We start from the raw sequence: 21712 nt of genomic DNA, 5'->3' as shown, positions 1-21712 counted from the left end.
GTATTAAATATTGTTAAAACTACTGCATTTAGTTGCACTTAGCTCACATATTTACATGCGTACTTAGACTTCATCTCCAACTCGAGAAGTGGCAACTAGATGTACATCCTTCGCCATATTGAATACAAAATACCACCAATTAATCGCAGACAGGATAGTACACCGTAAATATCAAAATCAACAACAAATTAATACTTAAATGTAGTTTTTTGTCGAATATGCCGAAATTTACGTACAGTGACAAACAGAAACAACAGGGCGCAAGTTCACGACTGGGCTTGGTCAAAGTCCAATTCGTGAAAAAGATGAGGGGGGGCAAACGTGCCCCCTGTCTCGCGGTTTAAGCGGCCAGTCTGTGGATCAACTCGTCGGTCAAAGCGCTGGTGCTGTTGAGCGAGTACGACACATGTGCGCTGGTGATGTCGTGCGCTTGCCAATCTGGGGCAGGCAGCACGTCGTCAAAGCGCAACACACTGTCGCCCTCCAAGCGCGTGACCACGATGGGCGCTGACGCTTGCGCAACGTCGACCTTGGGTAAGGGAAGGGCCTCACGCGCATCAAACACATCGTCTTGTTGAGCGTCAAATGCGGTGGTCACCGTTTGGAACCAAGCGTCGACCACTTCATGCGTTGTGCCGTTGGTGGTGGTGTAGCTAGAAACGCCTTGCAAGAGGTTGCCGTTTTGCTGCGTGATGGTGCTGTCGTGGCCCAAATTGATTTGGGTCACACCCACGTCTTTCAGGCTGCGCAATTCGCCGTCATCGGTGAGGCCGTTGCCGTTGCCGTCTTGCCAAACCTTGAGCGCGTCAAACGCTGTGTCTTGCGCATCCATTTTGCCGTCGCCGGTGCTGTCGTACTGCGCCAACGCGGCCCAACCGTCTGCGGCTTGTTGCCCATTGGCCAACAAGGTGTAGTTGCCAAACAGCTCTGCGCCGCTACTGATCTTGCCATCGTGGTTCAAGTCCATGGCCAGCAAACCGTCGTGCGCGTCAACCCAGCCGGTGGTCTGTGCCACGCCTGTGGCTTGCAAGTCAAACATCGTGCCCTGCGCCATGTCCACCGTCTGCACGCCATCGCCGTTCAAGTCCAGCACCAAGGGACTGTCGTATCTGGTGAGACCGGCAGTGCCTGGGTTGACCTTGATCATGTTGAACAAGTTGTAAGTGGTGCCGTTGTGCGTGATGGTGGAATAAAACGTATCGCCAGGGCTCGCGGCCAAATTACCCAACGACTTGCTGTTGGTGGCGCCACTGATGGTGAATGAGTCGATCTGTGAGCCATTTTTATACGTCGTGATCGTATCGCCCTGCCATGCTGGATTCCAATAGTCGACGATGACGGCGTTGGTGGTGACGCTGCCATTGGCACTCGAGCTCGACGAGGTCGTGCCATAAAAACCCGCGGTGAGAGACGTCGAGAAACGGGTGTCGACGCTGAAAGTGGCCTGCCCCGAGGCACCGTTGTTACCCGCCACGTCGTTGTAGCCATTCAAGGCCACCACGATTTGGTTACCCGTCGTGTTGGCTTCTGTCGTGGGGGTGTAGACGGCTGTCCATTTGCTGTCGCTCACCTTGGTCAAGGCAGACAAGCCGCCCGCGCCTGCACCGCCTACGCTGTTTTGAATGGCTACATCGTTGATGTCAAAGTTCGCCACGTTTTCAGAGAACTGGAAGGTGACGGTGGACTTTTCACCCAATGCCAATGCGACGTCAGACATGGTGACGGCCACGGTGGGTGCCGCCATGTCAACGGTCAAGGCATTGGCAAATTTGGCTATGGTTTGACCCCCCGCGCCGTTTTCACGCACTTGCACGGCGTTGACCGCGTAGGTACCTGCACCGACCACAAAGCTGGTGCCAGAACCGGCGGTCCACGTCGTGCCGCTGTTGGTCGAGTAGGACCAAGTGTCGGTTGCCACTGACAAGTTCACATTCATCGTGCCATTTTTGGTGATGAAGTCAGACGCACTGATGCCCGTGTCAGTGCCCAAGGCGAAGCTCAGGGGGCTGGCCACCGTGACGCCGGACTGAACCAATATTTGTGAGTTCTTCGCCGTGTTTTGCCAGACTGTGTAATTGCTGGTGCCGTTGTTCACGATGCCTGCGTTTGTCCAACCCGTCTCACTGGTGAAGTTCACCACATCGCTGGCGGAGCCATCCACCACCAATTGATGAAACTTCGTGGTCGCGCTCAAGGCCGTACCTGTCACGTTGGTCCACACACGTCCATCTGCGTTGCTGGCAGTGGTGCCGCCCAAGTGGATGTTGTTGAAGCCCGCCATGTCGTTGACGTCTTTGGCCGTGAGGGTCAGCATGTTGGTTGCCGCGTCAGTGCCCATGTCGATGCACTCGATGCTTTCGATGCGGCTGTTTTCCTCCAAGCCCAAGGCACCGACGTTGCTGATGGCGGTCAAGTTCAGTGCTGCCCCCCCGCTGAGTTGGAGCGTGTCAAAACCGCCGCCACCATCCACACTGGCTTTGACGGTTTGTCCGGTTGCCACGTTGCCCAAATTCGTCACGTCACTGCCCGTCAACACGATGGTGTCGTTGCCTTCGCCTGCGAAGAAACGGTCTACACCGCCACCGCCTGTGAGGGTGTCATTGCCTGTCGAACCGAACAGCGCTTCTGAGCCACTGGTGCCGTTGACCGTGCCGCTGCCTTGCACGGCATTGGTCACAAATTGGGTGCCGCCTAACACAATGCCAAACGATCCGTCCTGAGTGGGCAAGCCCCCTACGATCAAGTCTGCCAAACCATCGCCGTTGAAATCACCTGCATTGGAAACTCTGTAGCCTATGGACGCTCCAACGGGGCTTGAAATCTTGAAGCCTTGCGAAGAGGCGATGCTGTCTTCATTGAGGATATGTACGTTGCTTGTGCCACTATCATTTGTAAAGCCGAGCTGCACATTGGTCCCTGTTGCATTGCCATACACCACCATGGCGTAATTGGCCCCACTGTTTTGCTTGCCAATGATCACGTCTGCAAACCCGTCACCGTTGACATCGCCCGCCGACGATATCCAGTCGTATTGGCTATTTCCTGTTGGTAAAGAAATAGTGAAACCCTGCGACGGACTGAGCGAAGAAAGCGCCACGCTGGTGGTGCTGGTTTGTCCATACACCACATAAACTTGATTGGTAGACAAAATTGCCAAATCGGCGATGCCGTCTCCGTTCACATCGCCCATCGACGTCACTTGTCTCATCGGTGAATTCGAAATGGTTCCTGTGATGCTGTACGCCACGTTCGTGGTGTTGGCGGTGCCATTGGCATTGCTGTAGTAGACCGCCGCGCCGTAGGAGTTATCGAGACTGTTGTAGGTGGTCGACACAACATCGGCAATGCCGTCCTTGTTCATGTCCCCCACAGCTGTGACCAAACCAGCCATGCGGTAACCCCGACTGGGGTCAATGGCGTAAGTGTTCAGATCGTTGGCAAAGAGATCGCTTTGGTTAGTCTTGTTGCCATAAACAACGTAGGAATAAGTCTGACTGATTGGCACGCCAAAATCAGCAACACCATCACCGTTGACATCTCCCAGACCCGTCACGACTGAACCAAAGGCTGCTGTGGAATCAAAACCCGAAGCTAAAGCTATTTTGAAGCCTTGGCTGTTGTTGATGTTGGCCGAAGCGTCAATCGAAACACCCGTATTTGAGATGCCACCGTAAACCACATAGGCACGAGCGGAGGTGCCACCACCGCCCATCATCACGTCATCAAATCCGTCGCCGTTGATGTCACCAATGCCCGAGACAGTCGCACCAAATCTGGAATCAGCACTAACGGCCGATGAAATTTTGAAGCCCACACTGGCAGCGATGCTCGCGTTAACGCCAGTCGCGGTGTTCATTGGCAAAGCAGGCAAAGTGCCAGCGGCGTTGCCATAAATCACATAGGCACCGCCGGCCAAATATGAGCCCGTGTAGGGTTCGTTTTGCAGGGTGGGAGCGCCCACAATCACATCGTCAAACCCGTCACCGTTCACGTCACCTGCGCTGGAGACGACATAACCAGTACCCGATGTCGCTGTTGGGATGATGCTGCCATCGGCATTGACCGTGGTGAAGTTCAATGTGGTTGCATCCGCAATGCCTGCATAGGCATTGCCCGCCAAGTCTTTGATGGCAGTGGGCGCGATCTTGATGAAGTAGCCGGTACCAGCCAACAGATCAGCGGTTGGGTTGATGGTCAGCGTGATGCCGTTCCAACCGGTGACCAAGCTGCTGCTGGCCGCATCAAAACTTTCCACCAAAGTGCCATCGGATTTGTATAAGCTGATGAGGCCCGTGCCTTTTTTGACCACTTCGCTGAAGGTTAGGGTGAGGTTTTGGTCCACGTTGGCATAGGCCACGTAACCGTTGTCGCTCGGATTGCTGCCGACCAAGATGGGCGCGATGTTCTCAGGTGAAGTGACCACGATGTCAAAGATATCGCTCGCACTGAGGTTCCCGCTATCGGTGGCCGTCATTTTGACGTGTACGGTGCCGGTGCTCACTGGCGGCGTGCCTGTGAACGTGCGTGTGGCCGCATTGAAGCTGAGCCAAGTGGGCTGCGTTGCGAGGGCTGTGCCGTTGGCGTCAACCACAGCGAAGGTGTAGGACAGCGTGGGGTTGTCGACGTCGGTGAAAGCGTTGGCAGGCACGGTGTAACTCAGCGCTGTGCCAACGGTGCCGGTGGTGTCTGCGATCAGGTTGGCGACGATGGGGGCGTCGTTCACGGGCGTCATGTTGAGGGTGAGCGTGCTGGTGGTGCTGTTGCCAGCGGCGTCGGTCACTTTGTAGGTGAAGGTGTCCACCGCCGTTGCTTGGATGGCATTCAAGTTGGCGGTGCGTGCGTAGCTGTAAGTACCGTTGGTGTTGAGCGTCAAGGTGCCGTAGAGGCCCGTGGCGCTGCCCACAAGGGCGTAGCTCTCGCTGCCGTCTTTGGTGGTGTCGTTGGTGCTGAGGTTGCCGGTCAAGGTGGTGACGTCTTCGGTGCCGGTGTTGCTGTCGGCCACAGCAATGGCAGCGACGGTGTCGATGGCGAAGATGCCCTTGGCGAAGCTGACACCGCTGGCCATACCGGCAAAGGGGCCGCTGAGGTAAGAGATTTGCGATTGGATGAAATGCTTGCCTTGCGACAACGACAGCAACACCTCTGGCGGGATGATGACTTTGGCGATGCCTTTGGTGGCCGGATTGCCTGCAATGCCGTTGATGTCGCTGGCCGTCAAGACGTGATCGATGGCCACGCTGTCGTCAATCACCACCCTCAAGACGTCGCCAACGCGGGCACCGCCACCGGCCACAGAGATGGTGATCTCGGTACCGTCTACGATTTCTTGGGCGTTGATGGCGCCGCCACTGGTTTTGGCATTGCTTTCCATACACACAGCAACGCCAGGGGAAAAAATCAACCGCTGGTTATCCAACTGAAACAGCGTGTTCATGGACAAGCCACCAAGAAGTTTTAAGTTTGTGGGGCTAGAAGGTGTGGTGCTCATGATGTGACGGCCTGTAATGGGTGACAGTGATAGGGAGGCGAACGACATGCATTCTTATGAAAAGAGGCAATTCGTTGTATTAAATGTTGTAAAAAAGCCCACGTCCCTGTGTGAAGGACGTGGGCTCTTTGAATGGACACACCCTGGGTTTAACTTAAACGGCGAGTCTGTGCATCAACTCGTCGGTCAAAGCGCTGGTGCTGTTGAGCGAGTACGACACATGCGCGCTGGTGATGTCGTGCGCTTGCCAATCGGGGGCAGGCAACACGTCGTCAAAGCGCAACACGTTGGCCGCCGCAGCCGTGTGGAACTCAAACGCGGCATCCGCCACCAACACGTTTTGACCGTCGGTGGTCGTGGCCGTGGTGCGCCCTGCTTCGTGTACGCCATCGGCAGGGTTACGGGCCACGCCGTCGCTGGTGAGGTGGACAGAGGCAATGCCCGCCTCAGCCAAGGTGTGCACCTCGCCCACGTCGCTCACGCCGTTTTGGTTGGCGTCTTGCCAGACCGAGAACTGCGAGAACTTGGCATCGCGGGCGTCGAATTCGCCATCGTGGTTGGTGTCAAACGCGGCAGCCAAGCCTTGCAGGTCGGTCTTGCCACCGTATTGCGTGAAGGCGTATTGGCTGTTGTCGTGCACGACGCCGTCTTGGTATTTGTCCCACACCAACACGCCGTCTTGTGCACCGGCCCAAGCGGTGTGGTCGAGTTGGCCATCGCCGTTCACGTCCATCGTCACTTGGCCGTAGCTGAGCTGGCCATCGCGGTTCAAGTCGAGCACCACGGGGGCGACCGAGTCGTTGTTGGTCACCACAACGCCTGACTTGACCAGCACCTGGCTGTTGGTGCCCGCGTTTTGATACACGGTGTAGTTGTCGGTGCCGTTGTTGGCCGTGCCAGCGTTGGTCCAGAACCCTGCATCTGGCGACAACACCAGCGTGTCGGAGGCTGTGCCGTTCACCACCAGCTGGTGGAACTTGGTGGTCGTGCCCAGCGCCGAGCCCGTCCACATATTGCCATCTGCACTCACCGAGCCGGTGCGGATTAGGTTGAAACCGGCCATGTCTTTCACATCGCGCGCCGTCAGCGTCAGCGTGTTGGCGACGGCGTCGGCGCCCAGGTCAATGCGCTCGATGCTTTCGATGCGGCTGTTCTCTTCCAGGCCCATCGCGCCTGCGTTGCTGACGGTAGTCAGGTTCAGGTTCACGCCGGCTGCCGACACCTGCAGAGTGTCAAAGCCGCCGCCACCGTGGATGGTGCCGCGTGTAGCACCTGTGGCGGCCGAGAGGTTGGTCACATCTGTGCCCGCGAGCACGATGGTGTCGTTGCCCATGCCTGCAAAGAAACGGTCCACACCACCGCCGCCCGTCAAGGTGTCGGCGGCGGTCGAGCCGATGATGGCTTCGGCTGCGCTGGTGCCTGTGACTGTGCCGGTGCCAGACACCGCGTTGCTCACCCACTGCGTGCCGCCGAGGATGACGCTGTACGTCGCACCCGCGCCGTTGCCCCCCACAATGAGATCGGCCAAACCATCGCCGTTGATGTCGCCGGCATTGGACACGGTGGTTGCAAACTGACCGAGTGCGGATCCTGTCACTTTGAAACCTTGACTTGCTGCAATCGAGCCACTGGTCACACTCACCGATGTTCCGCTTGCATTGCCATACACCACATAAGCAAAACCTGGATCACCCGAGCGGCCCTGAACAATCACATCGGCCAAACCATCGCCGTTGACATCGCCCGCACTGGAGGCACGGCTACCAAACCAACTCCCCGTAGGACCTGAAATGACAAAACCATGGCTGGGTGCGATCGAACCAGGCGTGATGCTGACATTGGTTCCACTGGAATTGCCATAAACAACATAAACAGAACTTGTAGTAACAGAGTTGCTTGTAGTGACCAAAAGATCAGCCAATCCATCACCGTTCACGTCCCCTGCACTCGACACGTCATGACCCAAGTTTTCGTTGGATCCAGAAGCATAGGAAATGGTGAAACCTGCACTGGGAGCGGGATTATTGGTGTTCAAGTTCAGCGATTGATTCATTGCTGAATTGCCGTAAATGACAAAAGCTCTGGCGCTTGGGTAATTACCCACAATGATGTCTGCATAGCCATCACCGTTCACATCACCGGCACCGGATAAAGAATAGATGTAACCAAGGACGCTGTGTGACTGCGACGTGATGTTGAAACCCGTCACCGACGGGGTCACGCCACTGGCTGCGCCAAAGATGACTTTGATGTTGCCGTTGGCGCCTCCAGTGATGAAATCGGCAAAACCATCGCCGTTCACATCGCCTGCACCCGATACGACCTGACCACCCGTTGCAATTTGGTAGCCCAAACTCGATGCGATGCTGGGCGTTGCGCTGCTGAGGTTCACACCGGTGTACGCGGCATTGCTGCTGCCGTAAACCACAAAGGTGTTGCCGCTCGATGTCACCAGCAAATCGTCCAAGCCATCGCCGTTGAAATCACCGCCGCCCGAAGCAGACATGGCTGCGTACGTGCTGATTTTGAAACCCTTGCTGGCGGCAACCGTGCCGGCACTCAGGTCAGCCGGTGTACCTGTGGCATTGCCGTAAATGACATAAGCAGTGTTTGTGCTACCCACGTTGACCAGGTCATCGTCAAAGCCATCCCCATTAACGTCACCAGCGCTGGTGACGCCCACAGTGCCCGAGTTGGCTTGAACGGCGATACCGCTCGCAGCCACACTGCCATCGGCTGCTGCCGTTGAGAAACGGTACGTCGTCGCATCGGCCATGCCCGCAAACGTGCTGCCCACCGCGTTTTGCACCGCGTTGTCGGTCACTTTCAGGTGGTAGCTGGTGCTGGTCGTCAAATCTGCGGTCGGGTTGATGGTCAGCGTGCTGGTGCCCCAGCCTGTCACCAGCGAGCTGCTGGCCACATCAAAGCCTTCTACCAAAGCGCCCGTTGCGCTGTTGAACAGCTGAATGGTGCCCGTGCCTTGCAGCACGGCTTGGTCAAAGGTCAGCGAGAGGTTGTTGCCCAGCGCTATCAGATAGCCGTTGGCCACTGGGTTACTCGATGCCAACATGACAGGTGCATTCACCACGCTCACGCCCGCTTGCACCAAGACCTGCGTGTCGGTGGCATCGTTTTGGTACACCGTGTAATTGCTGGTGCCGTTGTTCACGGTGCCCGCGTTGGTCCACACACCCAAATGCGTGTTGAGCACCAAGCTGTCGGTGTTGCCACCGTCCACTTGCAGTTGGTGGAATGCTGTGATCGCGCTCAGGGCGGTGCCGCCATTCACGTTGGTCCAAGTCTTGCCGTCTGCACTGGCGCTGCCGGTGCGGAACAGGTTGAAGCCCGCCATGTCTTTCACGTCTTTGGCGGCCAGCACCAGCGCGTTGGCGGTGGTGTCGGTGGCCAGGTCGATGCGCTCGATGCTTTCGATGCGGCTGTTTTCTTCCAAGCCCATACCGCCACTGTTGCTGATGCTGCTCAGGTTCAAGCCCGCACCGCCACTCAGGCGGATCGTGTCAAAGCCACCACCGCCACTCACCGTGGCCTTGGCCGTTTGGCCCGTCGTGTTGTTGGCGAGGTTGGTCACGTCGCTGGCCGTCAATACAATGGTGTCGTTGCCCTGGCCAGCAAAGAAACGGTCCACACCGCCGCCACCGGTCAAGGTGTCAGCGGCGGCCGAGCCGATGATGGCTTCGGCCCCCGTACCGCCCGTGACTGTGCCAGTGCCGGTCACGGCAGACGTCACCCACTGCGTGCCGCCGAGGACGAGGCTGTAACCATTGCCCAATGACCCCATGATGAGGTCACTCAAGCCGTCGCCGTTGATATCGCCTGCACCGGACAGCGAATAGGCAAAGTAACCGGTGCTGGCACCTGTGATCTTGAAACCGTTGCTCGCGTTAATGCTGCCATTGCTGGAGATGTTCACCGTGCTGCCGCTGGCATTGCCGTACACCACATACGCATAACCCACGTTCTGGTAGGGCCCCACCAACACGTCGGCCAGGCCATCCCCGTTCACATCCCCCACAGCTGACGTCGTGAAACCCAGGCTGTCTGACGTGCCTGCAATGCGGAAACCACTGCTGGCGGCAATGCCGCCTGTGCTGTTGATGTTCACCGTGGCCCCCATGGTGTTGCCATACACCACATAAACGCTGTTGTTGACTCTGTCACCCACCATCACGTCGGCCAAGCCATCACCGTTGACATCGCCTGCGCCAGAGACACTGAGCCCAAAAGAATTAGCCCCTTGCGCCGTCACGATCCTGAAGCCACTGCCTGCAGCGATTGAGCCAGACATGACGTCAACAGCCGTGCCTGTTGAGTTGCCATAAATCACATACGCACTGCCGATGATGTTGGCACCCACGATCACGTCAGCCAAGCCGTCACCGTTCACATCACCTGCACCAGACACAATGCTGCCAAATCCGCTATCGACTCGACTGGTCACTTTGAAGCCGTCGCTCGCAGCAATGGTGGCCGAAGACAGGTTGACAGCCGCACTGCCTGCGCGGCCATACACCACATACATCACGGGCACGCCGCCTGAGCCCGGGCCGCCCACGACCAAATCGGCCAAGCCGTCGCCGTTGACGTCACCCGCCCCCGATACCGAGTAACCCACATACGAACCGGGAGCGCCAGAAATTGTGAAACCCAAGCTGGATGGGATCTCATTACTGGGGTAGATCGACACATTGGTTCCAATCGAGTTGCCATACACCACGTAGGCCGTGGGTACGAAGGTGGAGCTCCTCATGCCCACCAACACGTCGTCATAGCCATCACCGTTGACGTCGCCCACACCCGACACCGAGTAGCCCGTTGAATAGCCTCCCGAAATTTTGAAGCCTTTAGAAGCCGGGATGGTCCCGCCCGCCAAATCCATGCCCAAGCCGCTGGCATTGCCATACACCACAAAGGCACTGTGTGTTTCGTGGGCACCTACGAGGTAGTCGCCAAAGCCGTCGCCGTTCACGTCACCCGCGCCCGAAACCGTGAAGCCCAAATTACTGCCGCCTGCACCGACATAGCTTGTGCCAGCCGACACACTCCCATCGGCCGCTGCCGTGCTGAAGTTGAGGGTGGTGGCATCGTTGATGCCTGTAAAGGTCGCGCCCGCTGCGTTTTTCACAGCGGTGTTGGACACCTTGACGTAATAACCCGTGCTCGCGGTCAAGTTGGCGGTCGGGTTGATGGTCAGGGTGTTCGTGCCCCAACCGGTGACCAAGCCGCTGCTGACCACGTCGTAGGCGGTTTCTAACAGTGTGTTGTCCGAAGTCTTGTAAATGCCGATGGTGCCCGTGCCCTTCTGCACCACTTGGTCAAACGTCATCGTGATGTTGTTGGTCAAGGTCAGCATGTAGCCGTTGTCGCTCGGAGTGCTGGACACCAGCACGGGGGGCGTGGTCACGCCGACACCCGCTTGCACCAACACCTGGGAGTTGGTGGCGTTGTTTTGGTAGACGGTGTAAGTGGTGGTGCTGTTGGTAGCGGCCACAGTTTGGGTGGCAGTACCGACGTTGGTCCATGAACCGGTGTCGGCGGCAAAAGTCAAAGCGTCGTTGCTGCCACCGTCCACCACCAGCTGGTGGAACTTGGTGATGTCGCTCAACGCCGCACCGGTCACGTTCTTCCAAGTATTGCCGTCGGCACTGACCGAGCCGGTGTGGATGATGTTGAAGCCCGCCATGTCTTTGACGTCCCTGGCCGCCAGCATCAGGGTGTTGGCGGTGGTGTCGTTGGCCAAGTCAATGCGTTCGATGCTTTCGATGCGGCTGTTTTCTTCCAAGCCCATGGCCCCTGCGTTGCTGATGGTGCTCAAGTTCAAGCTGGCACCACCGCTCATGCGGATCGTGTCAAACCCCGAGCCACCGTTCACAGAAGCTTTCGCGGCTGCAACGGTGTTGTCAGCCAAGTTGGCTGCATCGCTTAAGGAGAGCACGATGGTGTCATCGCCCTTACCCGCAAAGAAACGGTCCACACCGCCGCCGCCTGTCAGGGTGTCGTTGGCGGTCGAGCCGAGGATGGCCTCAGACGCTGCAGTGCCTGTGACAGCGCCATTGCCGATGACCGGTGTGGTCAGCCACTGCGTGCCACCGAAGACGATTTTGTAGGTTTGAGAATTTCCAAAATCGGTAGCATCGGCAATCACCAAGTCGGTCAAGCCATCGCTATCAAAGTCACCCGCAAACGACACCGCTTTGGCGGTGGTTGAGGTGGTGTTGGTCGAGTAAGTGAGCTTGAAGCCTTGTGATGCGGCAATGATGCCCGTGCTCACACTGACTTCAGCACCCGTGGCTTTGCCGTAGACCACATAAGACGAACCGTTGGTGGAACCCACGATCACATCGGCAAAGCCGTCGCCGTTGAGGTCGCCCGCACCTGAGACCTGGCCCAAACCTGCGCCATTGGCGGTGTTGCCCAAAATGCGGAAGCCCTTTGCTGCGGCAATGGTGCTGGCTGCCAGACTCACATTGGTGGGGGCAGCGCCGCCGTAAACAACATAGGCAGCGGTGTAGCTTTGGTCCGTGTCGGTGGCCACGATCAAGTCGGCATAACCGTCACCGTTGACATCGCCGGCGCTGGACACGCTGGTGCCCAACTGGTAGCCGGTGCTGTTGGTTAAACCCGCGATCTTGAACCCTTTGCCTGCGGCAACCAGCGCGCTCATGTCGCCGCCCGTTGCGCCGCCAAAAATCACATACGTTGCGCCATCCGCATTCGTCAATGCCCCGTTGGCACTGACGATCACATCGGCCAGGCCGTCGCCGTTCACGTCACCGGCGCCCGACACCGAGAAGCCGGCATTCTCGCTCACAGCCCCCGTGAGCATGAAACCATCTGTCGCGGCAATGCTGCCATCAGTGCCGAAGGTCAAGGATGTGGCATTGGTTTTGCCGTACACCACATAAGCTGCGCCGTTGCCAGCGCCGGCGTTGGCACCTGCATAGCCCATGACGAAGTCGCCGATACCGTCACCGTTCACGTCGCCCACGCCAGAGACGCTGTCACCCAGCGTGCCGTATGCGGAGCCTGCTGTGACCTTGAAGCCACGCGCTGCGGCGATCGTGCCACTGGAGAGGTTCAGCGCAGCAGGGTCGGCACTGCCGTACACCACAAAAGCCGCACCGGCGTTGCTACCGCCCTGGCTGTCTGAGCTGGCACCGATCAAGACGTCGGCATAGCCGTCGCCGTTGACGTCGCCAATGCCAGACACCGATGTGCCCAGGTAATCAGCGCCATGAATTTTGAAGCCTTGGTCGGCCGCAATCACACCGTTGCTCATGACCGGATCTTTGTCCAGATTCAAGCCTTCACCCAGTGCATTGCCGTAAATGACATACACGCCCGACTGCGTTGAACCCGCCACACCGACCAGCAAGTCGTCGTAACCGTCCCCATTGAAGTCCCCGGCTGTGCCCACCGAGCGCAAATACGCGTCGGTCGAAGCTGCACTCGTGAAGGACGAAGGCACTGCATAGCTGCTGTTTGCAGATTGGGTGGAGAAGTTCAGCTGAAGGTCGCTGTTCATGCCCGAATAAGCCAAGCCTGCGCTGTCTTGAATGGCGTTGTCACTGATCTTGATGAAGTAATCGGTGGCAGCCGCCAAGTTGGCTGTGGGGTTGATCGTCAAGGTGCTGGTGCCCCAACCGGTGACGAGCGTGCTGCTGCTCACGTCAAACGCTTGCACGGGCTGGCCCGTGGTCTTGTTCCACAACTGAATAAAGCCATTGCCCTTGACCACGTTCTCGCTGAACTGCAGCGTGATGTTGTTGCCCAAATTGGCTGTGTTGACATAGTCGTTGTCGGCGGGCGTGCTCCACAACAGGGTTGGGGCTTGGGTGTCCACCGTCACACCCTGCTGCACCAGCAACTGCGAGTTGGTCGCGGTGTTTTGGTAGACGGTGTATTGGGTCGTGCCGTTGCTGACCACGCCCACGTTGGACCATGCGCCGCCATTGGCCGTGAGTGCCACCGTGTCGTTGCTGCCGCCGTCGATCACCATTTGATGAAAACGCGTGGTCGCGGCCAGCGCCGTGCCGCCGTTCAAGTTGATCCAGGTCTTGCCGTCCGCACTGGCGCTGCCAATTCGAATTTGGTTGAACCCGGCCATGTCGTTGACGTCTTTGTTTGAAATATTGAGCACGTTGGCCGCTGTATCCGTGGCCATGTCAATGCGCTCAATGCCTTCGATGCGGCTGGTCTCGTCAATGCCCATGGCCGCCGCGTTGCTGACCTTGAGCAGGTCCAGGCTGGCCCCACCGCTCAGGCGAATCGTGTCAAAACCTGTGCCGCCACTGACCGTGGTCTTGGCGGTCTGGCCCGTGCTGTTGTTTTGCAAATTGGCGATGTCGCTGGACGTCAGCACGATGGTGTCGTCGCCACGGCCTGCAAAGAAACGGTCCACACCACCACCACCGTTGATGGTGTCGTTGCCCGCAGAGCCGATCAAGGCTTCGCTGCCCGATGTGCCCGCGAAGGCGCCTGCACCGTCCAGCGCAGCCGTCACCCACTGCGTGCCGCCCAGCACCACGTTGTAGCTGGCTGTGCTGCCCAATCTGGCCGATACCAACAGGTCATTCAAGCCATCGCCGTTGATGTCGCCCGCACTGGCCACGGCAAAACCTACGGCGCCTTTGAGCTTGAAGCCGTTGCTGGCCGCGATGTTGCCGCTGGCATCGATGGCCACGTTGGTGCCGCTGGCGTTGCCATACACCACATAGGTGCTGGCAGCGGTGCTGCCGTTGTCGTCACGACCACTGATGATCATGTCACTCAAGCCATCACCGTTGATGTCGCCCGCGCTGGCAATGTCCTTGCCATAAGGTCCGAGGAAGTCACCAACCAGTGCACTGGAAATCTGGAAACCGCGCGAAGCCGCAAGCAAGCCTGAGTTGTTGGCCAAGTCAATGTCCAACACGTTGCCGCTGCTGTTGCCGTACACGACATACACGGCACCACCGACCGTACCGGGTTGATATGGTGAGCTGACCATCACATCGGCCAGGCCATCGCCGTTGACGTCGCCGGCACTGGAGACGGCAAAACCAAAACGCGAATACGAGCTGTTGTTGCCCGTGTCACCCAAAATTCTGTAACCCTGGCTGGCTGCAATGCCATCGGTGGCGTTCAATTGAACCGACGTGCCGGTGTTGTTGCCATACACCACATAGACCATGCCACGCCCATTGGTCACGTTGTTGGGCGCACTCACAATGAAGTCAGCCAAACCATCACCGTTGACATCGCCTGCCCCATAGACAGATTGCCCCAAATCCGTCACGTTACTGCTCAAAACGTTGTAGCCCATGTCGGGGGTGAACTGGGTGTAGGACGTCAGGGTGACGGATTGATTGCCTGTTTTGCCGTAAATGACATACACATTCCGTGAGGCACTGAAATCAGAAGTCACTAGCAAATCGCTCAAGCCATCACCGTTGACATCGCCTGCATTGCTGACCGCATGCCCCCAATAGCTTTCATCGATTTTGATCTGGTAACCCATGTTGGCTGTGAAACCCGTGCCAACGTTCAACCCTGTCGCAAACACGGTGCTGGCGTTGCTTTTGCCAAAAACCACATAAGCCGATTCACGAGACGACGCATCGCCATATTTCGCGGTCACCACCAAATCGGCGAGGCCGTCACCGTTGGTGTCGCCTGCACTGTTGACCGCGATACCCAAGTAATCGCCCGTCTGGCCCGACACAATTTTGAAGCCCGCACTGGCGGCAATGCTGCCGGCACTCAAGTTAGGCACGGTGCCATTGGCATTGCCATAGACCACAAAAGCAGCACCCTCTGAGGAGCCATTGATGCCTGCGCCCACAATGAAGTCGTCGTAGCCGTCGCCGTTGAAGTCACCGATGGTGGACAAGTCTTCAATAGCCATGATGCCGTTGGCAGGCACCCCAATGGCACCGCTCGCATCGGCTGTGGTGAAGTTCAACGTGGTCGCATCCGCAATGCCGGCATAAGCGTTGCCTGCCAAGTCTTTGACGGCGGTGGGTGCGACCTTGATGTAGTAGCCGGTGCTGGCCAGCAAGCTGGCTGTGGGGTTGATGGTCAGGTTGCTCCCCCCCCATCCAGTCACCAATGGACTGGTGGCGGCATCAAAGCTTTGCACCAAAGTGCCATCGGCTTTGAACAACTGAATCAGTCCTGTGCCTTTGGCAACAGCTTCGCTGAAGTTGAGGATGATGTTGTTGCCCACGGCCATCATGAACCCGTTGTCACTCGGGTTGCTGCCGACCAAGGTGGGGGCGATGTTGTCGGGTGCTGTGACCACGATGTTGAACGTGTCGTTGGCGCTCAGACTGCCATCGCTGGCCGTCACTTTGACGAACACCGTGCCTGCGGCGCCCGCAGGTGGCGTGCCTGAGAACGTGCGTGTGGCCGCATTGAAGCAGAGCCAAGTGGGCTGCGTCGCGAGGGCTGTGCCGTTGGCGTCAACCACAGCGAAGGTGTAGGACAGCGTGGGGTTGTCGACGTCGGTGAAGGCGTTGGCAGGCACGGTGTAACTCAGGGCTGTGCCCTCAAGGCCAGCTGTGTCTGCGATCAGGTTGGCGACAATGGGGGCGTCGTTGACGCCTGTGATGGTGACCACCACGTTTTTTGTGTCCGTGCCGTCTTGGCTTTTCACCACCAAAGTGTCTGTCACTTGCTGGCCAACGGCCAAGGCTTGCACCGAGTCTTTGGTGTTGTCCAGTGTGTAGCCCCAAGCGCCCGTTGTGGTGTCTAAGGTGTAAGTGCCGTAGGTGCCCACGAGTGAGGCAGGCGTCTGAAAGGCCGCTTGGCCTGCATCCACATCGGTCACTGTCAGTGTGCCGCTGGCCGTGTTGGTGGGTGCATCTTCTGTGATGGCACCTGTGCTGGTTCCCGCAATGACAGCAGCGTCATTGGCGCCCGTGATGGTGACGGTGACGACCTTGGGCGTGCCGTCTGCGGCATTCACGGTGAACGTGTCATTGAGGGTTGCACCTGCGGCCAAAGCTTGCACGGTCGTGTTGGCGTTGTTCAGCGTGTAAGTCCACACGCCTGCAGCGGTCATGGCGTAGGTGCCGTAGCCGCCTGCGGTCGCTGAGCCTGCGAGCGCTGCGATGAACGAGTTGGGTACGCCGTCCACATCGGCAGAGGTTAAGGTGCCAGTAGCAGTGGGTGCGCCAGCGATGGCGTTGGCCACGCCGCCTGCTTCGGTCACAGCACCGGCCACGTTTCCGCTGATGACAGCCGCATCGTTGACCGGCGACAGCGTAATTTTGAGCGTGCTTTGCGTGGTGTTGCCTGCTGCATCCGTCACCGAGTAAGTGAAGGTTTCATCAAGGTTGGCCAAAATCTCATCCGCACTGGTTGTGCGCGTGTAGGTGTAGCTGCCGTTGGGGTTAAGCACCAAATTGCCTTTGGTGCCCATAGCGCTGCCCACCATCGCGTAGGTCTCGCTACCGTCTTTGCTGGTGTCGTTCGTGGCCACGCTGCCCGTCAACGTGGTGATGTCTTCTGTGCCACTGTTGACGTCGGCCACAGCCACAGGTGCCGAGGTGTCAACTTTGTAGCTGATGTTGTCGGCAACCAACGCAAAGTTTTGGGTGGCGTTGTTGCCAACAGCGTCCTTAAGCGTGCCGCCATTCAAGTCCAACGAGTTCGCATTGATGCTGATGCCGTTGGCATCGGTCTGCCCCGCCAAGATGGTGTAGCTAAAGGCAATGGCATTGGTGCCCGAACCACTGACGTAGTCGGCCTGAACCAACGTGCCACCCATGTTGAGCGTGATCTGTGGCGTGCCGGTGATGTAGACCTTCTCACCAAAGTTAACGGTAGCGGTGACCGTGTCTCCCTCGTTCAAGAAGTTGTTTTGAATCCCTGTGCTGCTGGTGATGGCCGCGCTGCTGGCCACAGGGGCAATGCCCACCAAGAAGGCGTCGCTGATGCTGGCCGTGCCATCGCTGGCAGTGACTTTGATGTTGAAGTCGATGGTGTCGGTGGGTGTGCCGCTGAAGGTGCGTGTGGCGGCATTAAAGGTCACCCAGGTTGGCAACGCCGTGCCGTCACCGCGTGTGACGGTGTAGGTGAGCGTGGCTTCAGGGTCGCTGAAGGTGCCTGCGGGCAGGGTGTAGCTGAAGGGAGTACCCAGAACAGCGATTTGGTCAGGGATGGCTGCAGCCACCACGGGTGCGTCGTTGGCACCGGTGATGGTCACGGTCACCACTTTGGCGGTGCCGTCTGCTGATGTGACGGTGAAGGTGTCGGTCAGCGTGGCAGAGGCTGCCAAGGCTTGAACGGTGGTGTTGCTGTTGTCGAGCGTGTAGGTCCACACACCAGCAGCTGTCATGGTGAATGCACCGTAGCCGCTTGTGCTGGTGGTGCTGGTTGTTACAGCGGTGAAGGCGTTGTTCACCCCGTCAACGTCTATGGAAGTGAGTGTGCCTGTGGCCGTGGGCGTGCCCGCAATCGCGTTGGCCACGCCACCGGCTTCGATGACTGATCCGGTTGTTGTACCCGAGATAACTGCAGCTGTGTTGGTGCCTGTGATCGTCACAGTCACCACTTGCTGCGTGCCATCGGCAGCAGCCACGGTGAACGTATCGTTCAATGTCGCGCCTTGGCTGAGAGCTTGAACGGTGGCATTTGCGTTGTTCAGGTTGTAAGTCCACGCACCCGCGGGTGACAAGGCGTAAGTGCCGTAACCGCCAAGGGTGGTAGTTCCTGCTGCAACTGCGGTGAACGCGTTGGCGGTGCCGTCCACGTCAGTGGATGTGAGGGTGCCGGATGTGCTGACAACGCCTTCGAGGATGGCACCCGTTGTGGCACCAGAAATGATGGCGGCATCGTTGGTGCCAGTGATGGTGACCGAGATGACTTTGGTCGTACCGTCAACCGCACTGACGGTGAAGGTGTCGGTGAGTGTGATACCCGTGGCTAAGGCCTGCACAGCGGTGTTGCTGTTGTTGAGCGAATAAGCCCACACGCCTGCAGCGGTCATGCTGTAAGTGCCGTAGCCGCCCGTGCTGGTGGTGCCTGCTGCCACTGCAGTGAACGCTAGGCCTTGACCATTCACATCGGTGCCGATCAAGGTGCCCGTGGAAGTTGGTGTGCCTGCAATGGCGTTGGCCACACCGCCAGCCTCGATCACATCACCTGTGGTGATGCCGGAGATGAGGGTGGCATCGTTGATGCCAGTGATGGTGACGAGCAAGTTTTGTGTGGCAGTGCCGTCTTGGCTCTTGACCAACAAACTGTCTGTCACTTGTTGCCCAGCGATGAGCGCTTGCACGGCTGGCTTGGTGTTGTCCAAGGTGTAGGCCCACACACCTGTTGTTGTGTTCAAGGTGAATGAACCGTAGGTCCCGAGCAAGCTGGCAGGCGTTTGGAAGACGGCTTGGCCTGTGTCCACATCGTAGACGGTCAGGGTGCCGCCCACGGTGCTAACGGCGGCGTTTTCGGTGACTGCGCCTGTCGCTGTGCCGGTGATGGTGGCGGTGTCGTTGCTTCCCGTGATGGTGACGGCGATGACCTTGGACGTGCCATCGGCTGCCGTTACTGTGAAGGTGTCGGTTAGCGTGGCTGCTGCTGCCAAGGCTTGCACTGTCGTGTTGGCGTTGTTGAGCGTGTAGGTCCACACGCCACCTGCTGTCATGGCGTAAGTGCCGTAGCCACTGGTGCTGGCTGTGCCCGATGCCACTGCCGTGAATGCATTGACTGTGCCGTCGACGTCTGTTGAGGTCAATGTGCCCGAAGCAGTTGGTGTGCCAGCAATCGCGTTGGCTACGCCGCCTGCTTCAGTCACTGCACCTGCCACGTTGCCACTGATGACCGCGGCGTCGTTGACGGGGGCCATGTTGATTTTGAGCGTGCTTTGCGTGGTGTTGCCCGCTGCATCCGTGACCTTGTAGGTGAAGGTGTCCGTGACGGTGGCTTGAATGGCATCTAAGTTAGCCGTTCGGGTGTAGGTGTATGCGCCATTGGCACCGAGCACCAACGTGCCGTAGAGGCCTGTGGCGCTGCCGACCAAGCTGTAAGTCTCTGAGCCGTCTTTGTTGGTGTCGTTGCTGCCCACGTTGGCGCTTGTGCTGACCACGTCTTCTGTGGCGTTGACCTCGTCTGCCACGGCAACGGCAGCGATGGTGTCGAGCGTGAAGTCGCCATCTGCCACGTCGGGGTTAGTGATGATGTTGCCGGCTTTGTCTTTGGTGACGGTGGTCACTTCAACAGGGCCGTTACCCAAAGTTACCAAATCTGCGGCTGTGAGCACGACAGGCTTGGCTGTGCCGTTGTGGGTGATGTTTTTGATGACTTGCCCGTTTTGACCCACAAAGGTGACCGTGGAGGTGGCATTGGCCTCGCTTTGCACGGTCATGATGCCAGCGGGGTCTGTCGCTTCTGCTGCGGTTTTGAGGTCGTCTCCCAACGAGGTGACCACCACATCGGGTCCAACGGTGTCGATGTTAAAAATACCCCTGGCTAAGCTGACTCTGCTGTGCATGCCAGCAAACGCACCGCTGAGGTACGAGATTTGTGAGGTCACGTAATGTGCGCCTTGCGACAAAGCCAACAAAACCTCAGCAGTCACGGTCACTCTGGCGATGCCTTTGGAGGCCGAACTGCCGTTGATGCCGTTGATGTCGTTGGCGGTCAAGATGTGATCGACAGCAATGCTGCCGTCAATGACCACTCGCAATCTGTCGCCGACTCTGGCACCACCGCCCGCCACTGAGATCGTTATCACGGTTCCGTCTTGTATTTCTTGCGCGTTGATGGCACCACCGCTTGTTCGGGCATCACTTTCTTGGCACACGGCCACACCTGGGGAAAAAGCCCGCAGGTTGTCCAACGCAAACAAGTCTCTTGTAGACAAGCCTGCAATGAGGTTTGTACTGGAGAGGTTAGTGGAGGTTGTGCTCATGATTTGGCTGCCTAGAAATGAGAGAGAAGTGAAACGACTCGAATGGCGTAAATTCTTGCGAAACGAGGCAATTCGTTGTATTAAGCTTTGTTAAAGGTCATTCAAAAATCAATGCGGACACTGCGAAAAGTACGCTTTGGCGCTTTAGTCGATGTGACTTGGTTTAATTTTCTTAACATGGTGTGTACTTATGATGGATAAATTACAATTTGGATAATACATCGTAAACATCAAAATCAACAATTAATGAGTACTTAAATTTAATATTTATCGTTTTGACGGTTAGCCGTCCACTCAGGCGACTTCGCTGCGTCGCCTGAGCCTAGAGGGTCAACGCACGTGAACCGTCAACTCAACCACCACACGCCGGTTGACTTTGTTGCAGGCCACGCTCACGGGGGACGCGACCCGCGCGCAATCGCGGTCAACCAACTCGCTGGAACCACGGCCTTCGCTGCTGATCTTGTTGGCGCTGACGCCTGCACGCACCAAATAAGCGGCCACGGTCTTGGCCCGCGCTTCGGACAGGCGTTGGTTGCTGGCGACCGAACCAACGGGGTCGGCGTGGCCCACCACTAGGATTTGGCTTTGCTCAAAATCGGCATAACGGGTGGTCAGACGCTCGGCCAAGCGGTCGAGTTGTTCGCGACCAAAAGGCAAGATGGCACTGAGGTCGGAGCGGCCGTAGGCAAACAAAGCATCGGTGCTCAGCGTGATGGCCACCGTTTTGGGGGCGGGTGAGCCGGTCACTTGGTCGCAGGCCGACGCGCCCGGCACGCGGCTGATGGAGTGCACTTGCCGACGGGTTTTTTGCAACTCAACAAACGCCACTTCGGGTTGAACGCTGACCAAAGACAAGCGGTTTTGAGGCAAATCCACCACACGAATGAACACCTCTTGCCCCGACTTGGCGGTGACAAACAGGGCACTGTCGGGCAACTCACGCGCGTTTTGTGTTGACTTTTGCAGGCTCACGCCCACATCGACGACCGAGGGCTTCATGCACAAGTCGGTGAAGCCGCCGGGCTGAAGCGAAGCCTGGTAACGGTCATTGATGACCACGCGGGTAGCGCCTGTGGCGAGTGCGCTTTCCGCTCTGTATAAGGTAATCCGAGCCAACTGCGGGTGAGCAGGTGGCGGCGAACGGTAAAGATCGCCCAAGGGCTGAAGAATCGAGCGCTCTTGGGACTGGGCATGCGCTGAATAACTGGCCAAGACAAGCAGAACCGCGACCAGCACCCCAACCATGAGGGAGGTTAGAGGTCTTGTTTTAAGGTGTGACGTGTTCATAAGTAACTCTCAAAAGGCGCCTC

3 protein-coding genes are annotated in these 21712 nt (G+C 57.9%); all 3 read right to left on the bottom strand.

Annotation, left to right across the window (positions count from 1 at the left end):
- Positions 1 to 340: 340 nt before the first annotated feature.
- Positions 341 to 5488 (bottom strand): S-layer family protein, encoded by a 5148-nt coding sequence (locus B9Z42_RS11895; RefSeq protein WP_158235952.1) that lies wholly within the window; start codon positions 5486 to 5488, stop codon positions 341 to 343.
- Between the two features lie 154 nt (positions 5489 to 5642).
- Positions 5643 to 20399 carry a VCBS domain-containing protein gene (locus tag B9Z42_RS11890; protein WP_100133610.1) on the bottom strand — a complete coding sequence of 4919 codons (14757 nt, stop codon included), beginning with the start codon at positions 20397 to 20399 and terminating at the stop codon, positions 5643 to 5645.
- Positions 20400 to 20729: 330 nt separating this feature from the next.
- The gene (locus tag B9Z42_RS11885; RefSeq protein ID WP_158235951.1) at positions 20730 to 21647 is read right to left on the bottom strand and encodes an OmpA family protein; all 918 of its coding nucleotides are present in this window, start codon (positions 21645 to 21647) and stop codon (positions 20730 to 20732) included.
- Positions 21648 to 21712 lie beyond the last annotated feature (65 nt).

This window comes from Limnohabitans sp. B9-3 (assembly GCF_002778325.1).
GTDB lineage: Bacteria > Pseudomonadota > Gammaproteobacteria > Burkholderiales > Burkholderiaceae_C > Limnohabitans > Limnohabitans kasalickyi.
Note: the sequence above shows the minus strand (reverse complement) of the source record. Positions and strands in the feature narration are given on the sequence as shown.

Coding starts and splice junctions, on each gene's coding strand:
- B9Z42_RS11895 (WP_158235952.1), bottom strand. CDS start 5,488: ATGAGCACCACACCTTCTAGCCCCACAAACTTAAAACTTCTTGGTGGC.
- B9Z42_RS11890 (WP_100133610.1), bottom strand. CDS start 20,399: ATGAGCACAACCTCCACTAACCTCTCCAGTACAAACCTCATTGCAGGC.
- B9Z42_RS11885 (WP_158235951.1), bottom strand. CDS start 21,647: ATGGTTGGGGTGCTGGTCGCGGTTCTGCTTGTCTTGGCCAGTTATTCA.